The organism is Neobacillus camarae (assembly GCF_054950115.1).
Genome location: NZ_JBUCKX010000003.1, coordinates 259,307 through 279,782 on the forward strand (window position 1 = coordinate 259,307; position 20,476 = coordinate 279,782).

Here is a 20,476-nt window from a genome sequence, read left to right on the forward strand (position 1 = left end):
TCAGATAATCCTTTCTGCTTGCTTTAAAATAACCTGGCAGTATTGATGATACATCCATCGTTCCACATCCGTTGCCTCTTCAGCAAACATTTTTTCCTGCCATTTAGAGACAGCCTCCACAAATTCTTCCTTTAAAAATTCATCCAATTTCAACATTTGGTCCAAGCCCCGATTGCAAACCGATTGTACCCTTGTTCGTTTCTCTTGTAGTTCTGCCACAGTCTTTTCCTTTTGCTGTCTTTGTTTTTGTGTTTCCTCAGCATCTTGTAACGCAATTTGTTGATGCGCTCTCTTCGCATCACAAAGCCCCATGAGCTCTTGTTTTCCAATCTGTTTCACACGTTCCACTTGGCTGAGATAATAATCGTAAACGATGGTATTCTGTTCGTTTAACGTATCTTGGGCAATCTGATAATCTTCTTCAAAATTTTTCAGCAATAAATATTGATCAAGCCCGCGGCCATGGTTCAATGAAAGTTCAACTACCGGAGGATTGGCATGAAACTCTATTTTGGCGGAAGATGCGGTTTCACTCCGCATTTGTTTAAACTTCTTTGTAATCTCATCGAGCTGCTGCTTATAGGATTCCTTCATTTCCCTCTCTACTTCATGAAAGCTTTCTACGAGCCTCGACGTTTTCCTGTGCTTAAACACGACTTGGATTTTTTTCGCATCAAACTCGAATTTCTCGTATAATAGGCAATTAAATTTATAGAGTTGGATGTCATCCATTTCTGTTATCAGGCTTTCAAACTGGTCTATTTCCTGTTGTATGTATCGGGCGGCATCGGCTAGATTCCCATCCCTCTGCACATCTTCCTTGATGCTTTTCATTAACAACCCGATTTCGTTATCCAATTGTTCCAATTCAAGGGTAATCTGCCTGTACATGGTTTGCTGGATGTTTTTTAGCTGCAGGATTTGATTTTCTGGCGATTTTTCTCCATTTATTTCATCCAGCTCCTGTTCCTTCTCGTGGCTTTGCCCTTCAAAACGGAACCTTCGATTAAATCGGCCCATTGCCTTGGCAATCCATTGGTCCTTTTCTTCCTCAATCATTGTAAGCAAATCGATGCTCATACTTCATATCCTCTTTAACTAAATCTTATTTATCTTTTACCATCTTACTAAATTTTCCGGAACTTTCTAAACTAACAGTTGAATTTTTTTAAAATATTTATTGAATTGTATTATATCATTCTTAAATTTGTTTTAATAAAACTATTATGTACAAAACTTCCATATAAGTCGCAGCCTTCGGATTGGCAGAATGGACAGGATTTTTCTGTTTCAATTCATCAAGTGCCCAATGAATCCGCTCCAGTACAACAGTCTGTGAGCTAATACCTTCCCCCATCTGTTGAATTCTCTAGATTTGCACACATGACCTCGGCTCTCATGGCTCACTTCTTTCAACCACAAAAAGACTTGGAAGCCAATGGCCATTTCCAAGTTGGTTAAAAGCTAATTCTTAAAACATAGACTGCAAATTTTTAAAAATAAATATTATCATACTTCTAATTTATCCATTTTATTTATAATATTCTGAAATAAGTCAATGTATTTAACCTCATTTTCGAATTCCTTTTCAAGAATACGTGAGTACCGAATCCAACTTCCGACAAAGAATTTTTGAATGTCCTCAAAGGAATCAAATAAAATTTGCATTTTTTCCCCTATTTCATCGTTGTATACAGGTAAATAAAATTGCTGATTAGCTGGGGCAAAGCATATAAAACTTATTCTTTACCATGTTCAGAATCATACAACTGAATTTCAGGATGTTTTTTACCAATACTTTTCTCAAAAATTAAACTATCATTTAAGTACTCTATACAATGATAATAACTTTCCATGCGATCGTAAGATTGATCTTTTTTTAATTCCTCAAACACTCGTTCATACCAATTTAGGAATTTGTTCATATTACTCCTTTCTTTTGATAAATCATATTTTACCTTCTTCATACATCGAATAAGTTAATTTCTATTTCACCCAAATTTTGTCGTAAATCCACTACTTAGGTTTTAGAATTAATTTTTTAATCCAATTACTTTTATTTAAATTATAGGGAACAGGAATCCTATATACAATGACTCAGAGAATTAGTTTTATTGACTCAATTAATATTTTTTTAAATCTTAAGCATCCATGTGCTTCTTGGATTACGGAATTGCATTTTCCTTAATTCAAGGATAATCCCATTCTTTCTTTGTGAAATACAAAGAAGACCCACTAATGTTTACTTTTTCGATACTGGCTAGGGCTTGTTCCGAAGTTTCTTTTAAAAGCCCTGATAAAAGTATCTGGATGTTCACATCCAACTTTATCGCTGATTTCAGCCATGCTTAATTGGGTTAGCAACAGAAGACTTTCTCCTTGTTGCATACGGATGCTTGTTAATAATTCTGAGAAACTGTATCCAGTTAAAGATTTAATAAGTTTCGAGCAATAAGGAACAGAAAAGTTAAAGTGTTCGGATAACTCTTTCAAAGTAACGGTGGGATAATTGTTAAGAATATAATTCAAAAATTGGTTTTCATAGGCTTTGCCTTTCTGATTAACCTCAGGAATTTCCAAGGATTTTTTATGGCGTCGTGTCAGTTGCATAAAAAATATGGTCAATATACTGCAGATAATCCGGTCTGAATACTCATCCGTGTTTAGCTGTTCCAAATACATGTCTAGAATATAATTTCGGATTAGAACGTCCCCATTTGTGTGATAAATCAGGTATCTAACCTTTTGTCTGGAATATATATTTTCTAAAAAGAAAAAAGAAATTTCCGTTTTATGACGTATGGTATTAATAAAAATATCCAGAAATGTACTTCGTCTAATGAGGATATTTAGGATGAGACTATCATCGAAAACTTCTATACCGTGTTCTACATTTGGTGGGATCAGACACAAATCTCCTTGTACAAAGGTAAAAGTTTTACCACGCATACGTTGTTTACAAGCCCCAGAAAGTATATATACTATTTCAAAAAAACTGTGTTCATGAAAAAAGAAAGGAATAAATCGAGGGTGCTTTATAATAGCAACATTATGGTTATTAGATATAAATTTATCTTCATAACGATACTGAGGTATATTCTCGGGGTGTACCATAATATCTTTTAATTCAGGTTCATCATGGATTGCTTCTAAAAATTCATTTAATGCTTTTGTATTATCTTTCAACTGAGAATATTTTCGATATAACGATTCATCTTTTCCCCATTTGGATAGATTATTGATGGTAAGGTCATATTTCATCGTCATTTTCCCCTTTAGCTTTCTAGTCAGCATCACTTATAATCTAATAGTATATCAACCGCTAATATGTTCTTAATTAATTCCCCCATTCACAAAATTAATCCTTCCTTTTCAATAACTGTTAACAGGCAGCCAAACTAACTGCCATTCCGGAACCGCAGGTTAACTTCCGTCAGAACATGAAGGAATGTATTTTAATGTGCCTAATTTTTTTAGAAAAAGTAACCATAATGTTTCTTCTTATGAAGGAATGGCAAGAGAATATGCAAACTAGAAAGAACCAAAGACACAAAGAAAAAAGGTCAGGATATATTACACACCTGACCGAGACCGTAAAGTGAATCAGCTTCATTTTTTTAGTTAAATGTAATAAGTTAAGTTGAATTTCTAGCCTTGAGACTAGAGTTAACATTATTCCGAAGCTCAGATAGAAATTTTTTATCAGCAGCTTTGGATAATACTCGATATAACTAATGTTACCAATCGATTCTTTTACCATCCCTGAAGAATCCCCCGTTAGGTCCTTCTTTTCCAATCGTTGCTAACCACAAGAAGGACTCTGCTGCTTGCTTTGGCGATCTTGGTGCAGACGGCCCACCCATATCGGAGCTTACCCAGCCCGGATCAATTGCATTTATTTTAATATCACCTTTAGCTTCCGCAGCCGCCAAACGTGTCAATCCATTTAGGGCATATTTAGTTAACTTATAAGCGCCTACCCCTGGATAGGACAATTCATTCATCGCCCCATATTCTGAGGAAACATTAATAATTCTCCCATAACCTTGTTTTTCCATAAGGGGAATAAACGAACGGATCACATGGTATACACCAAAAAAGTTCGTTGCCATCGTTTTCTCCACGATGGCAGGGTCCATCGCCATTAACTTTTCATTTTCATCCAAATACACGCCTGCATTGTTGATTAACACATCTAATCTTCCAAACTCGTTGTTTATGGCAGCCGCAGCTTGATGGATACTATCTTGATTCGCTACATCCATCTCAACACACGAAACATCCAGATCAAGCTCCTCCTTCAGCTTTTGCGCAGCTATATTCCCCTTTTCTAAATCCCGGCTTGCCAAAATCACCTGAAAACCATTCAAAGCCAATTGTTTGACCAACTCGTAACCAATCCCGCGATTTCCGCCAGTTATAAGTGCAACTTTTTTATCCTGAAACATGTTACCCCTCCATTTTTCAGTATCTGATTATCAAAAAATTAACTTATGTTGAAAGTTGTTTTGCAGGACTATTCAAATAGTTTCTTAGGAAGATAGTTACCAAACCTAGAATCAATGAAATAATTCCAACCAATACGACGTATTGTGTTCCCAGCTCAGATATAAATAACCCGCCCACCGCTGCACCAAATGTCGTTCCTAAGTTAGCGGATGTTAGAAATAAACCATTGGCAAAATCAGGAGCTTCAGGTGCAGAAGACAAGATCCAATATTGATTGATATTTCCCCCAATACCTCCTAATATCCCCCAAATGAGAGTAATCAGTGCCATAGGTACAGTAAACTGTCCCGTGAAAAATAATAGGATATAAACAGCCCCCAATACAAAAGGAAAAGATACGACAAGTTTATTTGCATTTTTGGTCAGTAATTTCCCTGCCACAATATTGCCGATCATATTGGCTCCGCCGTATACGAATAATAGTAAACTAATGATGTTCGATGGCATATCCGTAACCGTTGTTAGATAATCGGCAAGATAACTATACACTCCAAATACCGCAGAGTTTAATAAAATAACCGTCATGATGGATAGCCATGTGGTGGATTTTTTTAATACGGAAAATTGCGTGCCATAAGAAAGTCTTTCTTCAACAGGCATAGAAGGTACAAACAGTAAAGTAGCGATGAAGACAAAAATATTAACAATAGCAAACAATGCCATAGCCATTTCAAACGAAACGGCACTTGCAATCAAACTGGCGACTGGCACGCCAACCACCATACCGGCAGATACTCCTATGAATATTTTCGAAACTGCTTTGGGGGCTTCTTCTTTACTAACGGATGCCGCCGCTACTGTAAACGCCAACGAACAATAAATCGGATGAAAAAAGGCTGGGATGACCCGAGCAAGTAAGAGAATGGTAAAGTTAGCAGTAAATACGGATACGATGTTCCCCAAAACGAAAACACCCAGTACAAGCAGCATGACCTTCTTCCGGTTGAACCCTGAAAACAATAACGGCATCGTTGGGCCGGATGCTGCAACAACAAGGGCAAAAAGGCTCACCAGCCATCCTGCTTTTGAAATGCTGACATGAAACTGTTCAGAGATGGCAGGCAAGATTCCGATTACCCCCATTTCCGTATTTAAGATGCCGAAAACTCCTACCGTTAATATAAAAATGAGCAATTTGCTTTGTTTCGCCAAAAAATACACCTCCCAAAAATGCCCCTATTGCAAATCCATTTTGGGCAACCTATATAAACGATGTCCCAAAAGCTAGGCTTTAGGGACACCATCGAAATTACCATTTTATAAAATTACGCTTACTTACATGGTGCTGATGTCAATCACAAATCGATACTTCACATCTGAAGCTAATACCCTCTCGTAGGCTTCGTCAATTTGATTGGCAGAAATAACTTCAATTTTAGGTGCAATGTTATGTTCTGCACAGAAATCCAACATTTCCTGAGTCTCTCGGATGCCTCCAATCATAGAACCGGCAAATGAACGGCGATGGCCGATTAAATTAAACACGTTAAGTGACAACGGTTCTGCAGGAGCACCGACGTTTACCAAAGTGCCGTCAAGAGTAAGCAGTCCTAAATAAGCATTCAGGTCAATCTTTGCACTTACCGTATTAATAATTAAATCAAAGGTTCCGGAAAGTCTCTTGAATGTTTCCGGGACGCTTGTTGCATAGTAGTGGTCTGCGCCCAATTGCAACCCATCTTCTTTTTTCTTCAATGTTTGTGACAGAACACTGACCTCGGCACCCATAGCATGGGCAATTTGGACAGCCATATGGCCAAGGCCACCCATACCTACCACAGCTATCTTTTTACCAGGACCAGCTCCCCAATGGTTAAGTGGCGAATACGTCGTAATACCTGCGCAAAGTAATGGGGCTGCGATGTCAAGCTCAATGCTATCAGGAATACTGAGTACGAAATCTTCCTGTACAACAATGTGAGTAGAATAGCCGCCTTGAGTGGGCTCGCCGTATTTGTCAACACCAGCGTAGGTTGGGATATTTCCTTCAAGACAGTATTGTTCTTCTCCCTTACGGCAGTTCTCACATTCGCCGCAGGAGTCCACCATACATCCGACCCCTGCCCGGTCACCGAGCTTGAACTTGGTAACCTCATGTCCAACAGCCGTGACAATCCCGGCAATCTCGTGTCCAGGCACGAGTGGATAGTTAACAGGACCCCATTCGCCATGAGCCGTATGGATATCAGAATGGCAGATGCCTGCATATTTAATTTCAATTAGAACATCATGTGCATCAAGATCGCGTCGTTTAATTTCAGCTGCTCGAAACGGTTTGTCTGGACCGTCTACAGCTCTTGCTTTTGCAGTTATCATGGATAAACCTCCTAGAATAGTACTTTTTTAAAACCTATAATCACTGGTTTGTGCCGGGAGGCTGAATTTAGGTATTTAATGTTTTTCACCCTCTGTTGATTATTTTAGCCGTACGTTCAGCATATAACAAATACCTATATCTTATAACAAGATATGCTTGAAGAGCATTTCTAAAATAGATATACTTAATCATTATGTAGGAGGGTGTCATATGGAATTAAGAGTTTTGCGCTATTTTCTAACGGTTGCAAGAGAAGGAAGCATTACGGGTGCGGCTGATTTTTTGCATGTAACACAGCCAACTTTGTCCAGACAATTAAAAGACCTTGAACAAGAGTTAGGGAAGAAACTCTTTACTCGCAGCAGTCACCATATCATTCTTACAGAGGAAGGCTTGCTCCTGCGAAAAAGAGCAGAAGAAATCGTTGATATGGTCGGTAAATTAGAGGCAGAATTTCATAGCATGGAGGAAACTATAAGCGGTGATGTTTATATAGGCGGCGGGGAAACCGACGCCATGAGACAGATTGCACGGGTAGTAAAAGAATTACATGTAAGCAATCGGTATATCCGGTATCACCTATACAGTGGAAACGAAGATGATGTGACGGAGCGGCTTGACAGGGGTTTGCTAGACTTTGGGCTCTTAATACAACCAGCTGATTTATCCAAATACAATTATATCCATATCCCAGCCAAAGATGTTTGGGGCGTGGTGATGAGGAAAGACAGTCCCCTTGCTTCAAAAGCTACCATCCAAGCAGAAGATTTATTAAATGTTCCGGTAATCTGTTCCCGGCAGGCTATGAAACAGACATTTTCCAAAAATGAGTTTGCGGATTGGTTTGGTGAAGATTTTGACAAATTAAACGTCGTGGCGACTTATAATCTTGCTTATAATGCTTCCATTATGGTTGATGAGGGAATGGGTTATGCCATAACCCTTGATAAAATAGTAAATACCTCTAGTGATAGTAACCTTGTGTTTAGACCACTAGAGCCAAGACTGGAATCGGGCTTGAATATTGTTTGGAAAAAGCATCAAGTTTTTCCCGCTGCCGCAAATTTGTTTTTAAAGGTCATTCAAGCGAAATTTTAATTTCATAGGCTGGCCCCCATAAATGAGTAAGGCCGACTAATTATAGCCGGCTCTTTTACTCAACCCATTGGTCATTTTTCTTTTGTTAAAAGATAATGATAGAGTGCCCCATATAGGTTAGCATCATTTCTGAATTGACAAGTAACTACCTTTGGATTGGCTGTATGGAATGGATATTTCTGTTTCAATTCATTAATGGCCCATTGTATCCGCTCAAGAACCACAGGTTGCGAGCTAATACCTCCCCCAATGGCAAAAATCTCCGGGTCCAATATATACTGCAAATTAAGGATCAATGTGCCTAAGTGAATGCAATATTCATCAAAGATGGCATTGGCTTCTTTGTCATGTCCATTTATGAAATCAAATACCGCCTCTCCATCCGTTGGATTGTCCAGCTTCTTCAATTCTGCGATGCGGGAGACCATTCTGACGGCAGAAGATTGTGATCCGACAAACTCCCCTTCTTTTGTTTGTCCATTGACTTCGCTCATCACAAAACTTACTTCTCCAGCAGACAAATTAAAACCTCTATGGAGTTTTCCATCGACGATTATCCCACCTCCAACCCCACTTCCCAGGACTAAAACGACCGCATCTTTGGCATCCTTCACACTACCCAGCCACAACTCGGCAAGGGCTGCACATTTTGCATCATTCTCTATTGATACATCAATTCCAAACCTATCATAAATTACTTTGACTAAATTGACCTCATGTAAAAACGTAAGAAGTCCCCCGTGATAGATGACCCCGTTTTTTACATCAATCGTTCCTGGACAGCTAATGGCTGTCCCTTTCACCTTACTTAAATCCTGCTCCTCTATTATGGAAAAAATCAAACTCGTAAAGGCGGATAAGTCGGCATTTGGGGTTGGTCTTTTTCCTTTTTCTATGATATTGCCAGACGAGTCCATAAGAGCAAATTTTACAAAAGTCCCTCCGATATCGATTACAATATACATGATTTTATCTCCTTCATTTTGATCCAATATATATTAGTAAATTATGTATTGAGTATATATTAATTAAGTTGATACATAAAAGGAAATACCTCTGTAAAGATGAAAAAGGGACATTTTCTTCACGTCTGTACATCAGTTGGATTTTTGTAAGAACTTCTCTGCTGTTTCCATCTTAATATTCTCGCTTAAATAGCAGAAGGGATCTGCCGTAGCAGACCCCTTCAATGATAATTTTGAAAATTTAATAGTTCTGTTAGTTTTTCATCTTTTGTATGAACAAGATTACCAAGGTTGTTTTGTAGGGCCAAGTGTAAATTCATTAATATTCGTATCTTCTGGTTGATCCATCGCGAACGCCACAACATTGGCCACCCGATCAGGTGTAATACCAAATTGCTCGTACAACGCAGTCATACCTTCAGCCGTATTCTTGTCCGTTATCGTATCCAACAATTCCGTATTGATGGCTGCTGGATAAATCGTTGCGGTGCGAATGTTGCTGCCTTCTAGGGCAGATTCCATACGCAAAGCTTCCATCAAATTACGTACAGCCCATTTCGTTGCGCCATATACAGCTCCACCCGGGTAATTTTTAAGCCCGGCTACTGATGAAGTAGTAATGATATGTCCTGATTTTTGTGCTGTAAACGTTGGCAGTACTGCAGCAATACCGTTTAAAACGCCTTTAATGTTAATGTCAATCATACTGTTCCACTCGTCCATTTTTAATGCAGAAAGTGGTGAATTAGGCATAATACCAGCGTTTAAGAAAATCGCATCAACGCCACCAAAATTATCTATTGCTAGCTGAACAAGTTGTTTACTATCTTCTGGATTAACCACGTCTGTAACGCGATAAGCCGCTTGTCCACCATTCGATTTGATTTCATCAACTAACTTTGCTAAACGCTCTTCACGTCTTGAACCGAGTACCACTTTTGCTCCTTTGGCAGCTAACAGCTTTGCTGTAGCTTCCCCTATACCTGAACTAGCGCCAGTAATGACGACCACTTTATTTTCAAGTGTCATTTCCTTTTCTCATCCTTTCAAACATAATGTCATTTCTAAGCCTTAGATATATATAAGAAAAATTTTTAATTACAGATGGTTTATTCTTGTTTTGCTACATATCTCATCCATAACCCGCCACCATCCAATTTTTCGACTTCTTTCAAAAATATAGTTACCTGTTAGTGGCATTCCTATTAACCTCTCTTCTTTTTGAAAATGTGACTCTTTCATCAAAGAAAACACCATTGATTGGTTAAACAACATCTGTTTATAATTATAGTTAGGTAAACCATGCATTCCATGGTTAATTAAACGCAATTCGTTGTTTAGTCAACAAATCAATAAAATTTGTTGACTATTTTTAAGATTTTAAGTTTCCTATTCAAAAAAAAGTGTACTTGGTGGACAATATGTTTTTGAAAAGTTTGGTGATAAATAATGGCAAAAGTAGATAGAAGAGTAGTCAAAACTCAGGAAGCGATAAAAAAAGCATTGCTGGAACTGATGAATGAAAAAAATTTTGATGACATAACCATACAGGATATTTCTGACAGAGCAAATGTGAACCGAAGTACGGTGTATCTTCATTACTTGGATAAATACGATCTACTGGATAAGATGATGGAAGAACATATCAATGAGCTAAAGGAAACAAGTGAATGGGCCTGTCAAGAGGAATGGGTCGATGCGACCGAGGTCTTTTTCGAATACTTTGAGAAACATTTCTTATTTTTCTCGACCATGTTAGCCAGCAAGGGAGCAGCCCCTTCTTTTCGTAGTAAGTTCATAGAGTACATTATGGAAGGGTTCAAAGATGAGTTGACCTATACAAATGGAAAAAATGATGGTTTAAGCGATGAGGTGATAGTTCGATTCGCTGCAAATGCCTACGTAGGGGTTCTGGAATCATGGTTAAAAGAGGGAATGCCTTCTCCTCCCAAAGTGATGGCAAAAGAATTGGGGATTTTGTTAGAAAGGATTCTATAATATTCCTTAGATTTCCAAAAGATAAAATGAATCAAAAACGGCTAGGTATCGTATACTTAGCCTTTTTTTGATTCATATTTTTCTATTACTTTGAGTTGCTTATAGAGAAAACATCTATAGCGATAAACTAAATATGCCCCACAATTGGGTGTGGTACATATGGCTCTTCCAGATAGGCAACTTCTTCTGCTGTTAACTTAATGGAAAGAGCACCTACAGCATCTTCCAGATGAGATAGTTTTGTAGCTCCGATAATAGGAGATGATACTGGTTCTTTCTGCAGCAACCAGGCAAGGGCGATATGGATACGTGGAACATCAAATTTTTCAGCAAGGGCTGCCACGCGTTCCACAACCAACCTGTCAGCATCAGCGGTGCTATCATATTTATTTTTTTGGATTTGATCCGTTTCTGACCGGTACGTTGTTTCTGACCAATCACGCGTCAATCTCCCTGATGCGAGCGGGCTATAAGGGGTAACACCAATTCCTTCTTCCTTACAAAGCGGCAGCATCTCCCGTTCTTCTTCCCGGTAAATGAGGTTGTAATGATTCTGCATCGAAACAAATTTGGTCCAACCATGTTTGTCCGCTGCATGTAATGCCTTTTGGAATTGCCAAGCATACATGGAAGAGGCTCCTATGTATCTTGCCTTCCCCGCCTTCACCACATCATGCAATGCTTCCATGGTTTCTTCAATCGGAGTATGGTAATCCCAGCGGTGGATGATATAAAGGTCTACATAATCCGTGCCAAGCCTTTTAAGGCTCTTATCAATCTCACTCATGATGGCCTTTCTGGAAAGGCCGGCACCATTTGGTCCCTCATGCATCCGTCCATGAATCTTCGTTGCAATCACCACTTCATCACGATTCGCAAAGTCTTTTAGCGCTCGTCCAAGAAATTCCTCACTTGTTCCCATAGAATAAACATTTGCCGTATCAAAAAAATTAATCCCATGCTCCAGGGCTTTTTTAATAATCGTTCGACTTTTCTCTTCATCAAGAACCCATTGATGAATCCACTTTTCTGCCATACCAAAACTCATGCAGCCAAGACAAAGCCGAGATACATCCAATCCTGTATTTCCAAGTTTGACATATTCCATGTGATTATTCCTCACTTTTTTACCCACAACCGGCCATTTCCGTTGCAGTTTATGATTCGTCAACCATTGCTCATTATGCCACATATTAAGTCCTTATTTCACTCGGTGCCACATATGGATTATCGTGGCTTAACCTTGACTGTCGCCGATTGGGCGCGGGTACTGATCATCGAGCTAAGATATGGGCTATTATTGTACTTCTTACGGTAGGCATTGTCGATCAGGTCGTTGATGGGCCAGGTTACCGGTTCGAAATGGACTTCCTTCGTCATGCTGGCGACCGTAATCCTCCCCGCCTTCTGCTTTACCGCGGCCTGGTACCAACGGGAGTTTTGCCCGTAGTAGGCGCGCACATAGAGGTCTCCATCCACCACGACTGACCAAATCCAGGTAGGAGTGCCGTAGGTAACTCCATCTTCACGGAACGGTGAAATGTGCAAATCATCAGCCTCCGCCATCTTGTACAGTTCTTCTTTCAACCATTCGGTCATTGTGAACATCCTCCTTAAATATATTTATAGTAATAATTTTAAATAGAAACGGAATGCTTTCAATGGTTAGATGATTTGTAATTGTTGATTATTGAACAAATGAATTATAATTGTTCATTATCATCCATACATGGTGAAAACAGTGGCTTAACTTTTTGGATAGGCCCGTCTTATTTTTAAGTGGTGTTTTATTCGATATCATGGAGAAAATAAGTATATAAAACCCCTTCACCGATAATGGAAGGGGTTTTGTTATGTATATGGAGCAAGCTCCCCATTTACGTTAAGAGCTTTCCCTCGTTTTGAGTTTCCCATTGCTTTTTATTCAAGATTCCGATCTAACAATGCCCCTGTTTGTTCTGCCATAACACGAGCTGGCAAAGGCATTCCCTTCTTGAACCACCATTCCACTGCCCCTACGATGGCTGAGCCGAAAAATTGAAGGATAACCTCTTGATTTAAACCTTCATTGTTTCCACCTGTTACATCCACTTCCGCTTGATACTCTTCGATTACCAAATCAAGAAACCGACAACGAAAATATGGGGCACCTTTACTGGCCAACATGGTTGAAAAGAATAAATAATGATTTTCGAAGTATTCGAACCAGACATAATTTCCTTCTTGAAACGTCATATCGGCTGCCGATTGGCAAAGTTCCCGGAGATTGTTCATATGTTCTTCAATCATCTTATCCAATAAATCGTATTTATCCGTGTAATGGAGATAAATGGTTCCTCGATTCACATTAGCTCTGTCAGCAATATCCTGAATGGTAATGTCGTCAAAACTTTTTTCCGACATCAATTCCGTTACAGCATTTTTTATCGCTACTTGGCTTTTGGCAATTCTTCTATCTATTTTAGCCATGTTCATTCACCAATCTTTCTAAAGATAATCAACAATTTATATGAATTTGTTGAGTAAACAACAGATTGCACTCATTTAACCATTGAAAGCGTCTCGTTACTTTTTATAATTATAAACAGGTGTTGATTAATCTATCAATATTGAGTTTATCAAATATACTATTAAACATCTTCGGAACAATAGAACCGAATTCCAATTCAAACGGGAGGTTTCATTATGGACCGCATTGAAAAGAGCAAGGAAAAATACAATCAGCTATTTGGCGGTGGAATACCTGCCGCCTACGCAACCGATCCTGATTTTCAGGACATCTTAAGTCGTTTCATATTTGGAGAAGTATTTTATCAAGGTAATCTGGACGACAAGCAACGTGAGCTGATTACGCTGGTCGTGCTTACTACTAACCAGACGCTGCCTCAACTCAAGGCACATGTTGGTGCTGCTCTAAACGTTGGACTGACACCAGCAGAAATCAAAGAGGCCGTTTACCAATGTGCTCCGTATATTGGAATTCCCAAAACCTTAAACGCCATCCATGAAGTCAATGAGGTTTTCACATCCAGAAATATTGCATTACCAATTGAAAGCCAAAAGACTGTAAATGAGGAGCAGCGTTTTGAGAAGGGACTTGCCACTCAAATTGAGATTTTTGGTGAAATCATCGCAAAAATGCAGGAGAGTGCTCCATCCAATCAAAAGCACATTCAGGAATACCTTTCTGCTTTTTGCTTCGGAGATTTCTATACTCGAGAGGGACTTGATTTGAAAACACGAGAATTGCTGACACTTTGTATCGTAAGTAGTCTCGGAGGCTGTGAAGGTCAAGTAAAGTCACATGTGCAGGGGAACAAAAATGTGGGAAATGACAAGGAAACATTGATCACCGCCATCACCCACTGCCTTCCTTATATGGGCTTCCCGAGAACATTGAACGCATTAGCTTGTGTTAATGAGGTTATACCTGAAAATTAAACTAAAGATTTTGGAGGAATGAAAAATGGCAAAACATGAAGAAGTAAAGAATGGCGTTATTTTCCCTGGGGGCGAAAAAAATCCGTTTTCACAATTTTTTGTGGGACAAAGCTATCTTCAAGGATTAGTAGCTGACCCAAAAGTCAACGTTGGTGTTGGGAATGTGACGTTTGAACCGGGATGCCGAAATAACTGGCATATTCATCATGATGGATTTCAAATTTTATTGGTAACGGGTGGCGAAGGTTGGTACCAAGAAGAAGGAAAACCAGCTCAATTATTAAAAGCTGGCGATGTTATTGTCACTCACGATGGTGTGAAGCACTGGCATGGCGCTACCAAAGATAGCTGGTTTGTACACATTGCCATCACTGCAGGCAGGCCGGAATGGTTAGAACCGGTCGATGATGAAGCCTATAATCAATTATAAACATTAACTCACGAATCACTTGATTCGATCATTTATCCATATCTCTTAAAAGATACTAGTTAAAAATAGAACCATGCAAAGGAGACAATAACATGTTTAATGAAACATTCAAATTATCAAATGGTGTAGAAATTCCAAAATTAGGTCTTGGTACCTGGCTTCTTGACGATGCACAGGCTGCACAAGCTGTTCGTGATGCAGTATCAATTGGATATCGTCATATTGATACAGCTCAGGCTTATATGAACGAAGCTGGTGTAGGTGAAGCCATCCGTTCCTGCGGTGTGGCTAGAGAAGAACTTTTCATCACGACAAAAGTTGCGGCAGAAGCAAAGACCTATGAGGCAGCAGCAAAGTCAATTGATGATTCATTAGAAAAATTGGGACTGGATTACATTGATCTAGTGATTATCCACAGCCCACAGCCTTGGGTGGAGTTCCGTGAGGAGAACCGTTACTTCGAGGAAAACAAAGAAGTATGGAGATCTTTGGAGGATGCTTATAAGGCAGGAAAGGTAAAGGCAATCGGTCTTTCTAACTTCCTTCAGGATGATTTAGAGAATATTCTTGCAAGCTGTGAGATCAAGCCTATGGTCAATCAGATATTGGCACATGTGAGCAATACACCTTTTGAATTAATTGAATTCTGCCAGAAGAATGACATCCTGGTAGAGGCCTATTCACCAATTGCACACGGTGCAGTTCTCAATCATGCAGGGGTGAAGGCAGTAGCTGATAAGTATGGAGTATCTGTTGCCCAGCTTTGCCTGCGTTATTGCCTACAGCTTGATCTTGTCGTCCTTCCCAAGACGGCAAATCCAGATCACATGAAAAATAATGCTGAGCTTGATTTTGTTATTCAAGATGCAGATATGGAGACTTTGAAAAATGCAGACCACATCCAGGATTATGGTGAGCATAGCTTCTTCCCGGTATTTGGCGGAAAATTAAAATAAACAGGTTTGTCCAACGAAACAAGATATCTAACTGATGTAGCTGCATTGAAATCATTTTTCGCCCAATAGTGGCCCTGATGTGATACTACACTGGGTTTTTTTACCAAAAGAGTCGGTTCTGGGAATTTCTAAAGGGGTGAAAAGATGAAAAACACTTGGAAAATTTACATGCTGGCCATAATTACCTTTATGGTCAGTACATCAGAGTACGTCATTGCAGGTATTCTGGATAAGGTGGCTGCCTCCAATCATGTCTCGGTATCAGCGGCAGGACAACTAATCACCGTATTTGCTCTTGCGAATGCGTTCGGATCGCCACTTGTCGTGATGGCGACGACCAAAATGAATCAGCGTAAGATATTGATGCTTTCTCTTGTTTTCATGGTGCTCGGCAGCCTTATGACCATCACCCTTCCAGGCTTTGGCTATCTTATCGTTTCTCGCGTCATACTTGCTCTAGGCAGTGGAGTTTTTGCTATTGCTGCGAAGACTGCCGCAGTAAAATTAGCGCCGCCCGAAAAACAGGCCGGGGCGATTGGAACTGTTATTCTAGGGTTTAGTGCGGCCATCATCATTGGTGTCCCAATTGGTCGTCTTGTAGCGCTCCTCTATAATTGGAAGCTAATCTTCGTAGGAATCGGTGTTCTTAGTCTTCTATCAATCTTTCTTATTATGCGGACAATTTCTGACACAAATAACATGGCTGGCGTACCTTTGGGCAAGCAACTCTCTTATTTAAAGAACCCGAAAATCTTGATGGGTCTTGGCATGACGTTCTTTTGGCAGTTAGGATATGGAATGATGTATTCCTATATTGCCCCCTTCCTGCTAGCCGTTACATCTATGAGCGGACGTGAGGTGAGCGGTGCCCTATTCGCCTTTGGTATCGCTACCTTAATAGGATCCAAGTTTGGTGGATTCATGACGGATCGGATCGGCAACCCCAAAACACTTGTCTGCGGTTTGGTTGTACACGTTATCGCTTTAGTGCTGTTATCCACTATTGCAAGTTCAACCTACGTAGCCATTCCGTTGCTTATGCTGTGGTCCTTTTCGGCGTGGTCGTCGGGACCGGGAATGCAGTATAATCTAGTCTGGCTTGCTCCAGAAGCTTCAGGCATCATGCTTAGCCTATATGGCTCTTTTATACAGTTAGGCATAGCAGCAGCAGCCGGAATTGGAGGTATTGCGGTAAAAAGCACATCGGTGGCGGCAGTCAGTTGGATTGGAGCTTTATCAGTCGCCATTGCCGCAATTATTGCCGTGGTCTCGTTTAGTCTTAAAAATAAACCTATGAAATACGGGAAGGCCATATAATGCAGCTATATTTTATCGGAGCTTCGGTTTTGCGAATGAATTGATTAAATTAGGGAAGATTGAATCTGGTATAGAAAAGCATGCATATTTTACTGTTTCACTTAAAAAGATGGATTAAAGTTAAACCGGAGGCATTTAAATATGGAATATCGCACAGTAGGAAAAACCGGGATTCAAGTTTCAAATCTATGTTTTGGTACCATGTCTTTTGGTGCGAACGCTGATGAGGAGACATCTAAAGCCATGTATCACCGTTGTCGTGAAGCTGGCATCAACTTTTTTGACACGGCTGATGTCTATGCTGGGGGACGTTCTGAACAAATTTTAGGAGAATGCATGGCACATGAGCGTGACTCCATCGTCCTAACAACAAAGGTGTTCTGGCCAACAGGTGCTGATGTAAATGCACGAGGATTGTCTAGAAGACATATTATACAAGGCGTTGAAGCTAGTCTTCGCCGTTTGAATACGGATTATATTGATTTTTATTTTGTACATGACTTTGATCATCATACGCCAATGGAAGAAACCCTTCGTGCACTGGACAACTTGCAACGGCAAGGAAAGATTCTCTACCCTGCTGTGAGTAACTGGGCAGCTTGGCAAATGACTAAAGCATTGGGCATTTCTGCAAAAGGGCAATTGGCTCGTTTTGAATTAATCCAACCTATGTATAACCTGGTTAAACGTCAAGCCGAGGTGGAAATTTTGCCGATGGCTGCTTCCGAACAACTTGGGGTCATTACTTATAGTCCTCTTGGGGCTGGTTTATTAACTGGTAAATACGGTGTAAATAAACGCCCTGAACAAGGTCGCCTTGTAAATGATGCACGCTACTGTGATCGTTATGGTGCCAATGAAGATTTTGTCACGGCTGAATTATTCACGAAATATGCACAAGATCATAATGTGAAACCCGCAACTTTAGCTGTGGCATGGGTGAAAGCGAATCCCGCTGTTACGGCTCCAATCATTGGTGCACGTAATTTAGATCAATTGGAAGATTCTCTAGCAGCAGCCGATTTAACATGACACCGGAAATGTATGTGGAAATTTCACGTTTGTCAAGGACCCCTGCACCAGCAACCGACCGGACGGAGGTATTGACCGGCAAATGGTCTTAAAACAAAGGTGCAATTAATACTGCTCTAAAAAATAAAGGTGTAAATTAAAACTACACCTTTATTTTTTTTATCCTCTTTTATAATCCATCAAGCTCCTTGTTTCCTAACCTCACCACATCATGAATCCCGTAACAATATGCTATAATGTGGTTGGTAAAATAAAGATTGAGGTGACCTTTCTTGGCAATACATGTAGTCTTATATCAACCAGAGATTCCGTCGAATACGGCAAATATTGCGCGTACATGTGCCGCAACGGATACATCCTTGCATTTTATCCGGCCACTCGGCTTTTCAACAGATGAAAATATGATAAAACAAGCCGGCCTTGATTACTGGCATCTTGTAAACATTAAATATTATGACTCGTTAGATGACTTTTTTTCAAAAAACCAAGGTGAGTTTTATTATATTGAGACGTTTGGTGAAAAAACACATTCAGCCTTTGATTTCAGTGATCAGTCAAAGGACCATTATTTTATGTTTGGAAAAGAAACAACCGGTTTACCAAAAGATTTACTAAAAAATAATAAAGACCACTTTTTGAGAATCCCAATGAGTGACCATGTTCGTTCACTGAACCTTTCGAATACGGCCGCTATATTAGTCTATGAGGCATTAAGACAGCAAGGATATCCCAATTTAAAATAAAAAAATCTTCCTTCATGGAAGATCAGATTGTCGAGAAAGGGTATCTTTCTCGGCAATTTTTTATATTGTCGAAGTCTAACCACCAGATTTTTCATTAAATATTGTGCCTGCTCAAAGTCCTGTTGATTTCCGCTCCAGGTGCTTCGCGGACCTTAGGGTGCCGGGGAGCCTCCTCGGCGCTTAGGCGCCTGCGGGGTCTCCCCTGCCCCGTACTCCCGCAGGAGTCTTCGCACCTTCCGCTCCAATCAACAGGGGAAAATAACTTTAAGTATTGCCACACACATTTTCCAGCTTGGTTAAGTGGTTGGCAAGCTTTTTCATGTTCTGGCAGGCGGCAGTAAGAAGAGCCTGTTCGCTCGCCTTCTTTAATCCCCGTAACCGACAGTAGCGAAGCCCATGCAGCTCTTTTGAGTCTGCGAAGCTTCGCTCAATTTTTTCCTTCCTAAATTTATAAAGCATTTTTCCCGATTTAGATAAGCGATTTAATCTTACCTTTTCTTTGTGCTCCTCCCAAACATGTCGTGTTACGACTTTTACCTTATTTTTTGAACGCGTCCATTGGGATAGAAGCGGGCAGTTCACACATTTCTTTGAATCAAACTTGTATTCTCTATAACCCTCACGGGTTGTTGTTTTGTACATTAACTCTTGGCTATTGGGACAAACGTACAGATCATGGTCCTTGTCGTATGTAAATCTCCATTTAGGAATAAGCCGGTAGTAGGGTGATATCTCCTATGGGCAATTACCCCAAAGATTTTCCGATCAGAAAGTCCCCTACAAATAGGGCTAGTAAGATAACCAGAATCTAATGCAACGGCTTCTACTTTAAATCCAAATCGCTAGACCTGACGGTCCAAACGATTCAGATATGGAACAGAATCATGAACATTTCCAGGTGTAACATAAACATCGGTAATGATATTAAGCTTCATGTCTGTGTGCTCGGGTGATCAAGATAACAGAACATTTCTCGCTTGTTTTCACGGGACATAAATCCACATTCAGGGTCTGTTGTACTAACGCGAATTTCTTTAGTCTCTTTCACTTCCTCTCTTTCCTTTAATGGCTTTTTTCCATGATTAACTCTATCCTCCTCAACTGCTTTGTTTAAATCATCAAAATATTCGCGAGTCTCTACTTCGACCTCTTTCTTTGAAAAACTTGTTCTTATTTGCGTTTGCCTTTAAATGAGTAGAATCCGTAAATAAAACACGACCACCAACCATTTTGTGGTTCATTGCCTGTAGAACAATTTCATCAAAATCTCCTGAAAAATATCTGTATCTTTAAAACGATGTTGGCGATTCCAACTGATTGTTGAATGATGGGGCACAAGGTCATGGAATTTCAAACCTAAGAACCAGCGGTAAGCGATATTCATTTTTATTTCTCTTTCTAATTGTCGCCCGGAACGAATGCCGTATATATATCCAATAAACATCATTTTAAAAAGAATAAGTGGATCAGAGGGGCGGCCATTATCATCACTATAATAAGGACGTACTTTTTCTAGAAGAAACGAGAAATTAATATATTTATCAATTAAACGAAGAAGGTGATTGTCTGGAACCATTTCATCTATAGATACAAATTCATATTCGTTTTGAGAGGACTCTTTAGGTTTGAACATTAGGTTTCACCACTTTATTAATAATTTTGTTAATCAT

20 protein-coding genes and 1 pseudogene are annotated in these 20,476 nt (G+C 39.7%); 8 read left to right on the plus strand and 13 right to left on the minus strand.

Features of this window, described 5'->3' with window-relative positions; genetic code table 11:
• The 7 genes from ACY8D0_RS16425 to ACY8D0_RS16455 all read right to left on the minus strand — a co-directional run bounded on the left by ACY8D0_RS16425 (position 1) and on the right by ACY8D0_RS16455 (position 6,825).
• On the minus strand, positions 1-1,080 hold the full coding sequence (locus ACY8D0_RS16425; RefSeq protein ID WP_462411602.1) for a hypothetical protein: 1,080 nt from the start codon (positions 1,078-1,080) through the stop codon (positions 1-3).
• A gap of 121 nt (positions 1,081-1,201) precedes the next feature.
• On the minus strand, positions 1,202-1,357 hold the full coding sequence (locus ACY8D0_RS16430; RefSeq protein WP_462411603.1) for a hypothetical protein: 156 nt from the start codon (positions 1,355-1,357) through the stop codon (positions 1,202-1,204).
• A 382-nt stretch (positions 1,358-1,739) separates the two neighbouring features.
• Positions 1,740-1,925 carry a hypothetical protein gene (locus ACY8D0_RS16435; RefSeq protein WP_462411604.1) on the minus strand — a complete coding sequence of 62 codons (186 nt, stop codon included), beginning with the start codon at positions 1,923-1,925 and terminating at the stop codon, positions 1,740-1,742.
• Between the two features lie 310 nt (positions 1,926-2,235).
• Complete coding sequence (locus ACY8D0_RS16440) at positions 2,236-3,261, minus strand: helix-turn-helix domain-containing protein (protein WP_462411605.1); 1,026 nt, start codon at positions 3,259-3,261, stop codon at positions 2,236-2,238.
• 476 nt (positions 3,262-3,737) lie between these two features.
• Positions 3,738-4,448, minus strand: coding sequence for an SDR family NAD(P)-dependent oxidoreductase (locus ACY8D0_RS16445; protein ID WP_462411606.1), 711 nt, complete (start codon positions 4,446-4,448; stop codon positions 3,738-3,740).
• 43 nt (positions 4,449-4,491) lie between these two features.
• Positions 4,492-5,661 carry an MFS transporter gene (locus ACY8D0_RS16450; RefSeq protein WP_462411607.1) on the minus strand — a complete coding sequence of 390 codons (1,170 nt, stop codon included), beginning with the start codon at positions 5,659-5,661 and terminating at the stop codon, positions 4,492-4,494.
• 123 nt (positions 5,662-5,784) lie between these two features.
• Positions 5,785-6,825: an NAD(P)-dependent alcohol dehydrogenase gene (locus tag ACY8D0_RS16455; RefSeq protein ID WP_462411608.1), complete on the minus strand. Its 1,041-nt coding sequence runs from the start codon at positions 6,823-6,825 to the stop codon at positions 5,785-5,787.
• A 211-nt stretch (positions 6,826-7,036) separates the two neighbouring features.
• Between ACY8D0_RS16455 and ACY8D0_RS16460 the strand changes: the two genes are divergently transcribed.
• Positions 7,037-7,924 carry a LysR family transcriptional regulator gene (locus tag ACY8D0_RS16460; RefSeq protein WP_462411609.1) on the plus strand — a complete coding sequence of 296 codons (888 nt, stop codon included), beginning with the start codon at positions 7,037-7,039 and terminating at the stop codon, positions 7,922-7,924.
• A 71-nt stretch (positions 7,925-7,995) separates the two neighbouring features.
• Here the strand turns inward: ACY8D0_RS16460 and ACY8D0_RS16465 are convergent, their stop codons facing one another.
• Entirely contained in the window at positions 7,996-8,889 is an 894-nt protein-coding gene (locus tag ACY8D0_RS16465) for an ROK family protein (RefSeq protein ID WP_462411610.1), read from the minus strand.
• 282 nt (positions 8,890-9,171) lie between these two features.
• Complete coding sequence (locus tag ACY8D0_RS16470) at positions 9,172-9,918, minus strand: SDR family oxidoreductase (protein ID WP_462411611.1); 747 nt, start codon at positions 9,916-9,918, stop codon at positions 9,172-9,174.
• 420 nt (positions 9,919-10,338) lie between these two features.
• On the opposite strand from ACY8D0_RS16470, the gene ACY8D0_RS16475 reads away from it, so the two are divergent.
• Entirely contained in the window at positions 10,339-10,887 is a 549-nt protein-coding gene (locus ACY8D0_RS16475) for a TetR/AcrR family transcriptional regulator (protein ID WP_462411612.1), read from the plus strand.
• Positions 10,888-11,014: 127 nt separating this feature from the next.
• On the opposite strand, the gene ACY8D0_RS16480 is transcribed toward ACY8D0_RS16475, so the two are convergent.
• The 3 genes from ACY8D0_RS16480 to ACY8D0_RS16490 all read right to left on the minus strand — a co-directional run bounded on the left by ACY8D0_RS16480 (position 11,015) and on the right by ACY8D0_RS16490 (position 13,356).
• Positions 11,015-11,995: an aldo/keto reductase gene (locus ACY8D0_RS16480; protein WP_462411613.1), complete on the minus strand. Its 981-nt coding sequence runs from the start codon at positions 11,993-11,995 to the stop codon at positions 11,015-11,017.
• A 119-nt stretch (positions 11,996-12,114) separates the two neighbouring features.
• Positions 12,115-12,486 (minus strand): DUF2255 family protein, encoded by a 372-nt coding sequence (locus ACY8D0_RS16485; RefSeq protein WP_462411614.1) that lies wholly within the window; start codon positions 12,484-12,486, stop codon positions 12,115-12,117.
• Positions 12,487-12,807: 321 nt separating this feature from the next.
• Entirely contained in the window at positions 12,808-13,356 is a 549-nt protein-coding gene (locus ACY8D0_RS16490; protein WP_462411615.1) for a TetR/AcrR family transcriptional regulator, read from the minus strand.
• A 216-nt stretch (positions 13,357-13,572) separates the two neighbouring features.
• Here ACY8D0_RS16490 and ACY8D0_RS16495 point away from each other — a divergent pair, with 216 nt between their 5' ends.
• From ACY8D0_RS16495 to trmL, 6 genes are all read left to right on the plus strand, one after another.
• Positions 13,573-14,328: a carboxymuconolactone decarboxylase family protein gene (locus ACY8D0_RS16495; RefSeq protein WP_462411616.1), complete on the plus strand. Its 756-nt coding sequence runs from the start codon at positions 13,573-13,575 to the stop codon at positions 14,326-14,328.
• A 25-nt stretch (positions 14,329-14,353) separates the two neighbouring features.
• Positions 14,354-14,758 carry a cupin domain-containing protein gene (locus ACY8D0_RS16500; protein ID WP_462411617.1) on the plus strand — a complete coding sequence of 135 codons (405 nt, stop codon included), beginning with the start codon at positions 14,354-14,356 and terminating at the stop codon, positions 14,756-14,758.
• A gap of 92 nt (positions 14,759-14,850) precedes the next feature.
• Positions 14,851-15,714 carry an aldo/keto reductase gene (locus tag ACY8D0_RS16505; protein WP_462411618.1) on the plus strand — a complete coding sequence of 288 codons (864 nt, stop codon included), beginning with the start codon at positions 14,851-14,853 and terminating at the stop codon, positions 15,712-15,714.
• Positions 15,715-15,858: 144 nt separating this feature from the next.
• On the plus strand, positions 15,859-17,031 hold the full coding sequence (locus tag ACY8D0_RS16510) for an MFS transporter (RefSeq protein WP_462411619.1): 1,173 nt from the start codon (positions 15,859-15,861) through the stop codon (positions 17,029-17,031).
• A 141-nt stretch (positions 17,032-17,172) separates the two neighbouring features.
• Positions 17,173-18,063: an aldo/keto reductase gene (locus tag ACY8D0_RS16515; protein ID WP_462411620.1), complete on the plus strand. Its 891-nt coding sequence runs from the start codon at positions 17,173-17,175 to the stop codon at positions 18,061-18,063.
• Positions 18,064-18,335: 272 nt separating this feature from the next.
• Complete coding sequence (gene trmL / locus ACY8D0_RS16520) at positions 18,336-18,806, plus strand: tRNA (uridine(34)/cytosine(34)/5-carboxymethylaminomethyluridine(34)-2'-O)-methyltransferase TrmL (protein ID WP_462411621.1); 471 nt, start codon at positions 18,336-18,338, stop codon at positions 18,804-18,806.
• A gap of 264 nt (positions 18,807-19,070) precedes the next feature.
• On the opposite strand, the pseudogene ACY8D0_RS16525 reads toward trmL, so the two are convergent.
• A pseudogene (locus ACY8D0_RS16525) lies at positions 19,071-20,439 on the minus strand (IS1182 family transposase).
• Between the last annotated feature and the right edge of the window lie 37 nt (positions 20,440-20,476).

Coding starts and splice junctions, on each gene's coding strand:
- ACY8D0_RS16425 (WP_462411602.1), bottom strand. CDS start 1,080: ATGAGCATCGATTTGCTTACAATGATTGAGGAAGAAAAGGACCAATGG.
- ACY8D0_RS16430 (WP_462411603.1), bottom strand. CDS start 1,357: ATGGGGGAAGGTATTAGCTCACAGACTGTTGTACTGGAGCGGATTCAT.
- ACY8D0_RS16435 (WP_462411604.1), bottom strand. CDS start 1,925: ATGAACAAATTCCTAAATTGGTATGAACGAGTGTTTGAGGAATTAAAA.
- ACY8D0_RS16440 (WP_462411605.1), bottom strand. CDS start 3,261: ATGAAATATGACCTTACCATCAATAATCTATCCAAATGGGGAAAAGAT.
- ACY8D0_RS16445 (WP_462411606.1), bottom strand. CDS start 4,448: ATGTTTCAGGATAAAAAAGTTGCACTTATAACTGGCGGAAATCGCGGG.
- ACY8D0_RS16455 (WP_462411608.1), bottom strand. CDS start 6,825: ATGATAACTGCAAAAGCAAGAGCTGTAGACGGTCCAGACAAACCGTTT.
- ACY8D0_RS16460 (WP_462411609.1), top strand. CDS start 7,037: ATGGAATTAAGAGTTTTGCGCTATTTTCTAACGGTTGCAAGAGAAGGA.
- ACY8D0_RS16465 (WP_462411610.1), bottom strand. CDS start 8,889: ATGTATATTGTAATCGATATCGGAGGGACTTTTGTAAAATTTGCTCTT.
- ACY8D0_RS16470 (WP_462411611.1), bottom strand. CDS start 9,918: ATGACACTTGAAAATAAAGTGGTCGTCATTACTGGCGCTAGTTCAGGT.
- ACY8D0_RS16475 (WP_462411612.1), top strand. CDS start 10,339: ATGGCAAAAGTAGATAGAAGAGTAGTCAAAACTCAGGAAGCGATAAAA.
- ACY8D0_RS16480 (WP_462411613.1), bottom strand. CDS start 11,995: ATGGAATATGTCAAACTTGGAAATACAGGATTGGATGTATCTCGGCTT.
- ACY8D0_RS16485 (WP_462411614.1), bottom strand. CDS start 12,486: ATGACCGAATGGTTGAAAGAAGAACTGTACAAGATGGCGGAGGCTGAT.
- ACY8D0_RS16490 (WP_462411615.1), bottom strand. CDS start 13,356: ATGGCTAAAATAGATAGAAGAATTGCCAAAAGCCAAGTAGCGATAAAA.
- ACY8D0_RS16495 (WP_462411616.1), top strand. CDS start 13,573: ATGGACCGCATTGAAAAGAGCAAGGAAAAATACAATCAGCTATTTGGC.
- ACY8D0_RS16500 (WP_462411617.1), top strand. CDS start 14,354: ATGGCAAAACATGAAGAAGTAAAGAATGGCGTTATTTTCCCTGGGGGC.
- ACY8D0_RS16505 (WP_462411618.1), top strand. CDS start 14,851: ATGTTTAATGAAACATTCAAATTATCAAATGGTGTAGAAATTCCAAAA.
- ACY8D0_RS16510 (WP_462411619.1), top strand. CDS start 15,859: ATGAAAAACACTTGGAAAATTTACATGCTGGCCATAATTACCTTTATG.
- ACY8D0_RS16515 (WP_462411620.1), top strand. CDS start 17,173: ATGGAATATCGCACAGTAGGAAAAACCGGGATTCAAGTTTCAAATCTA.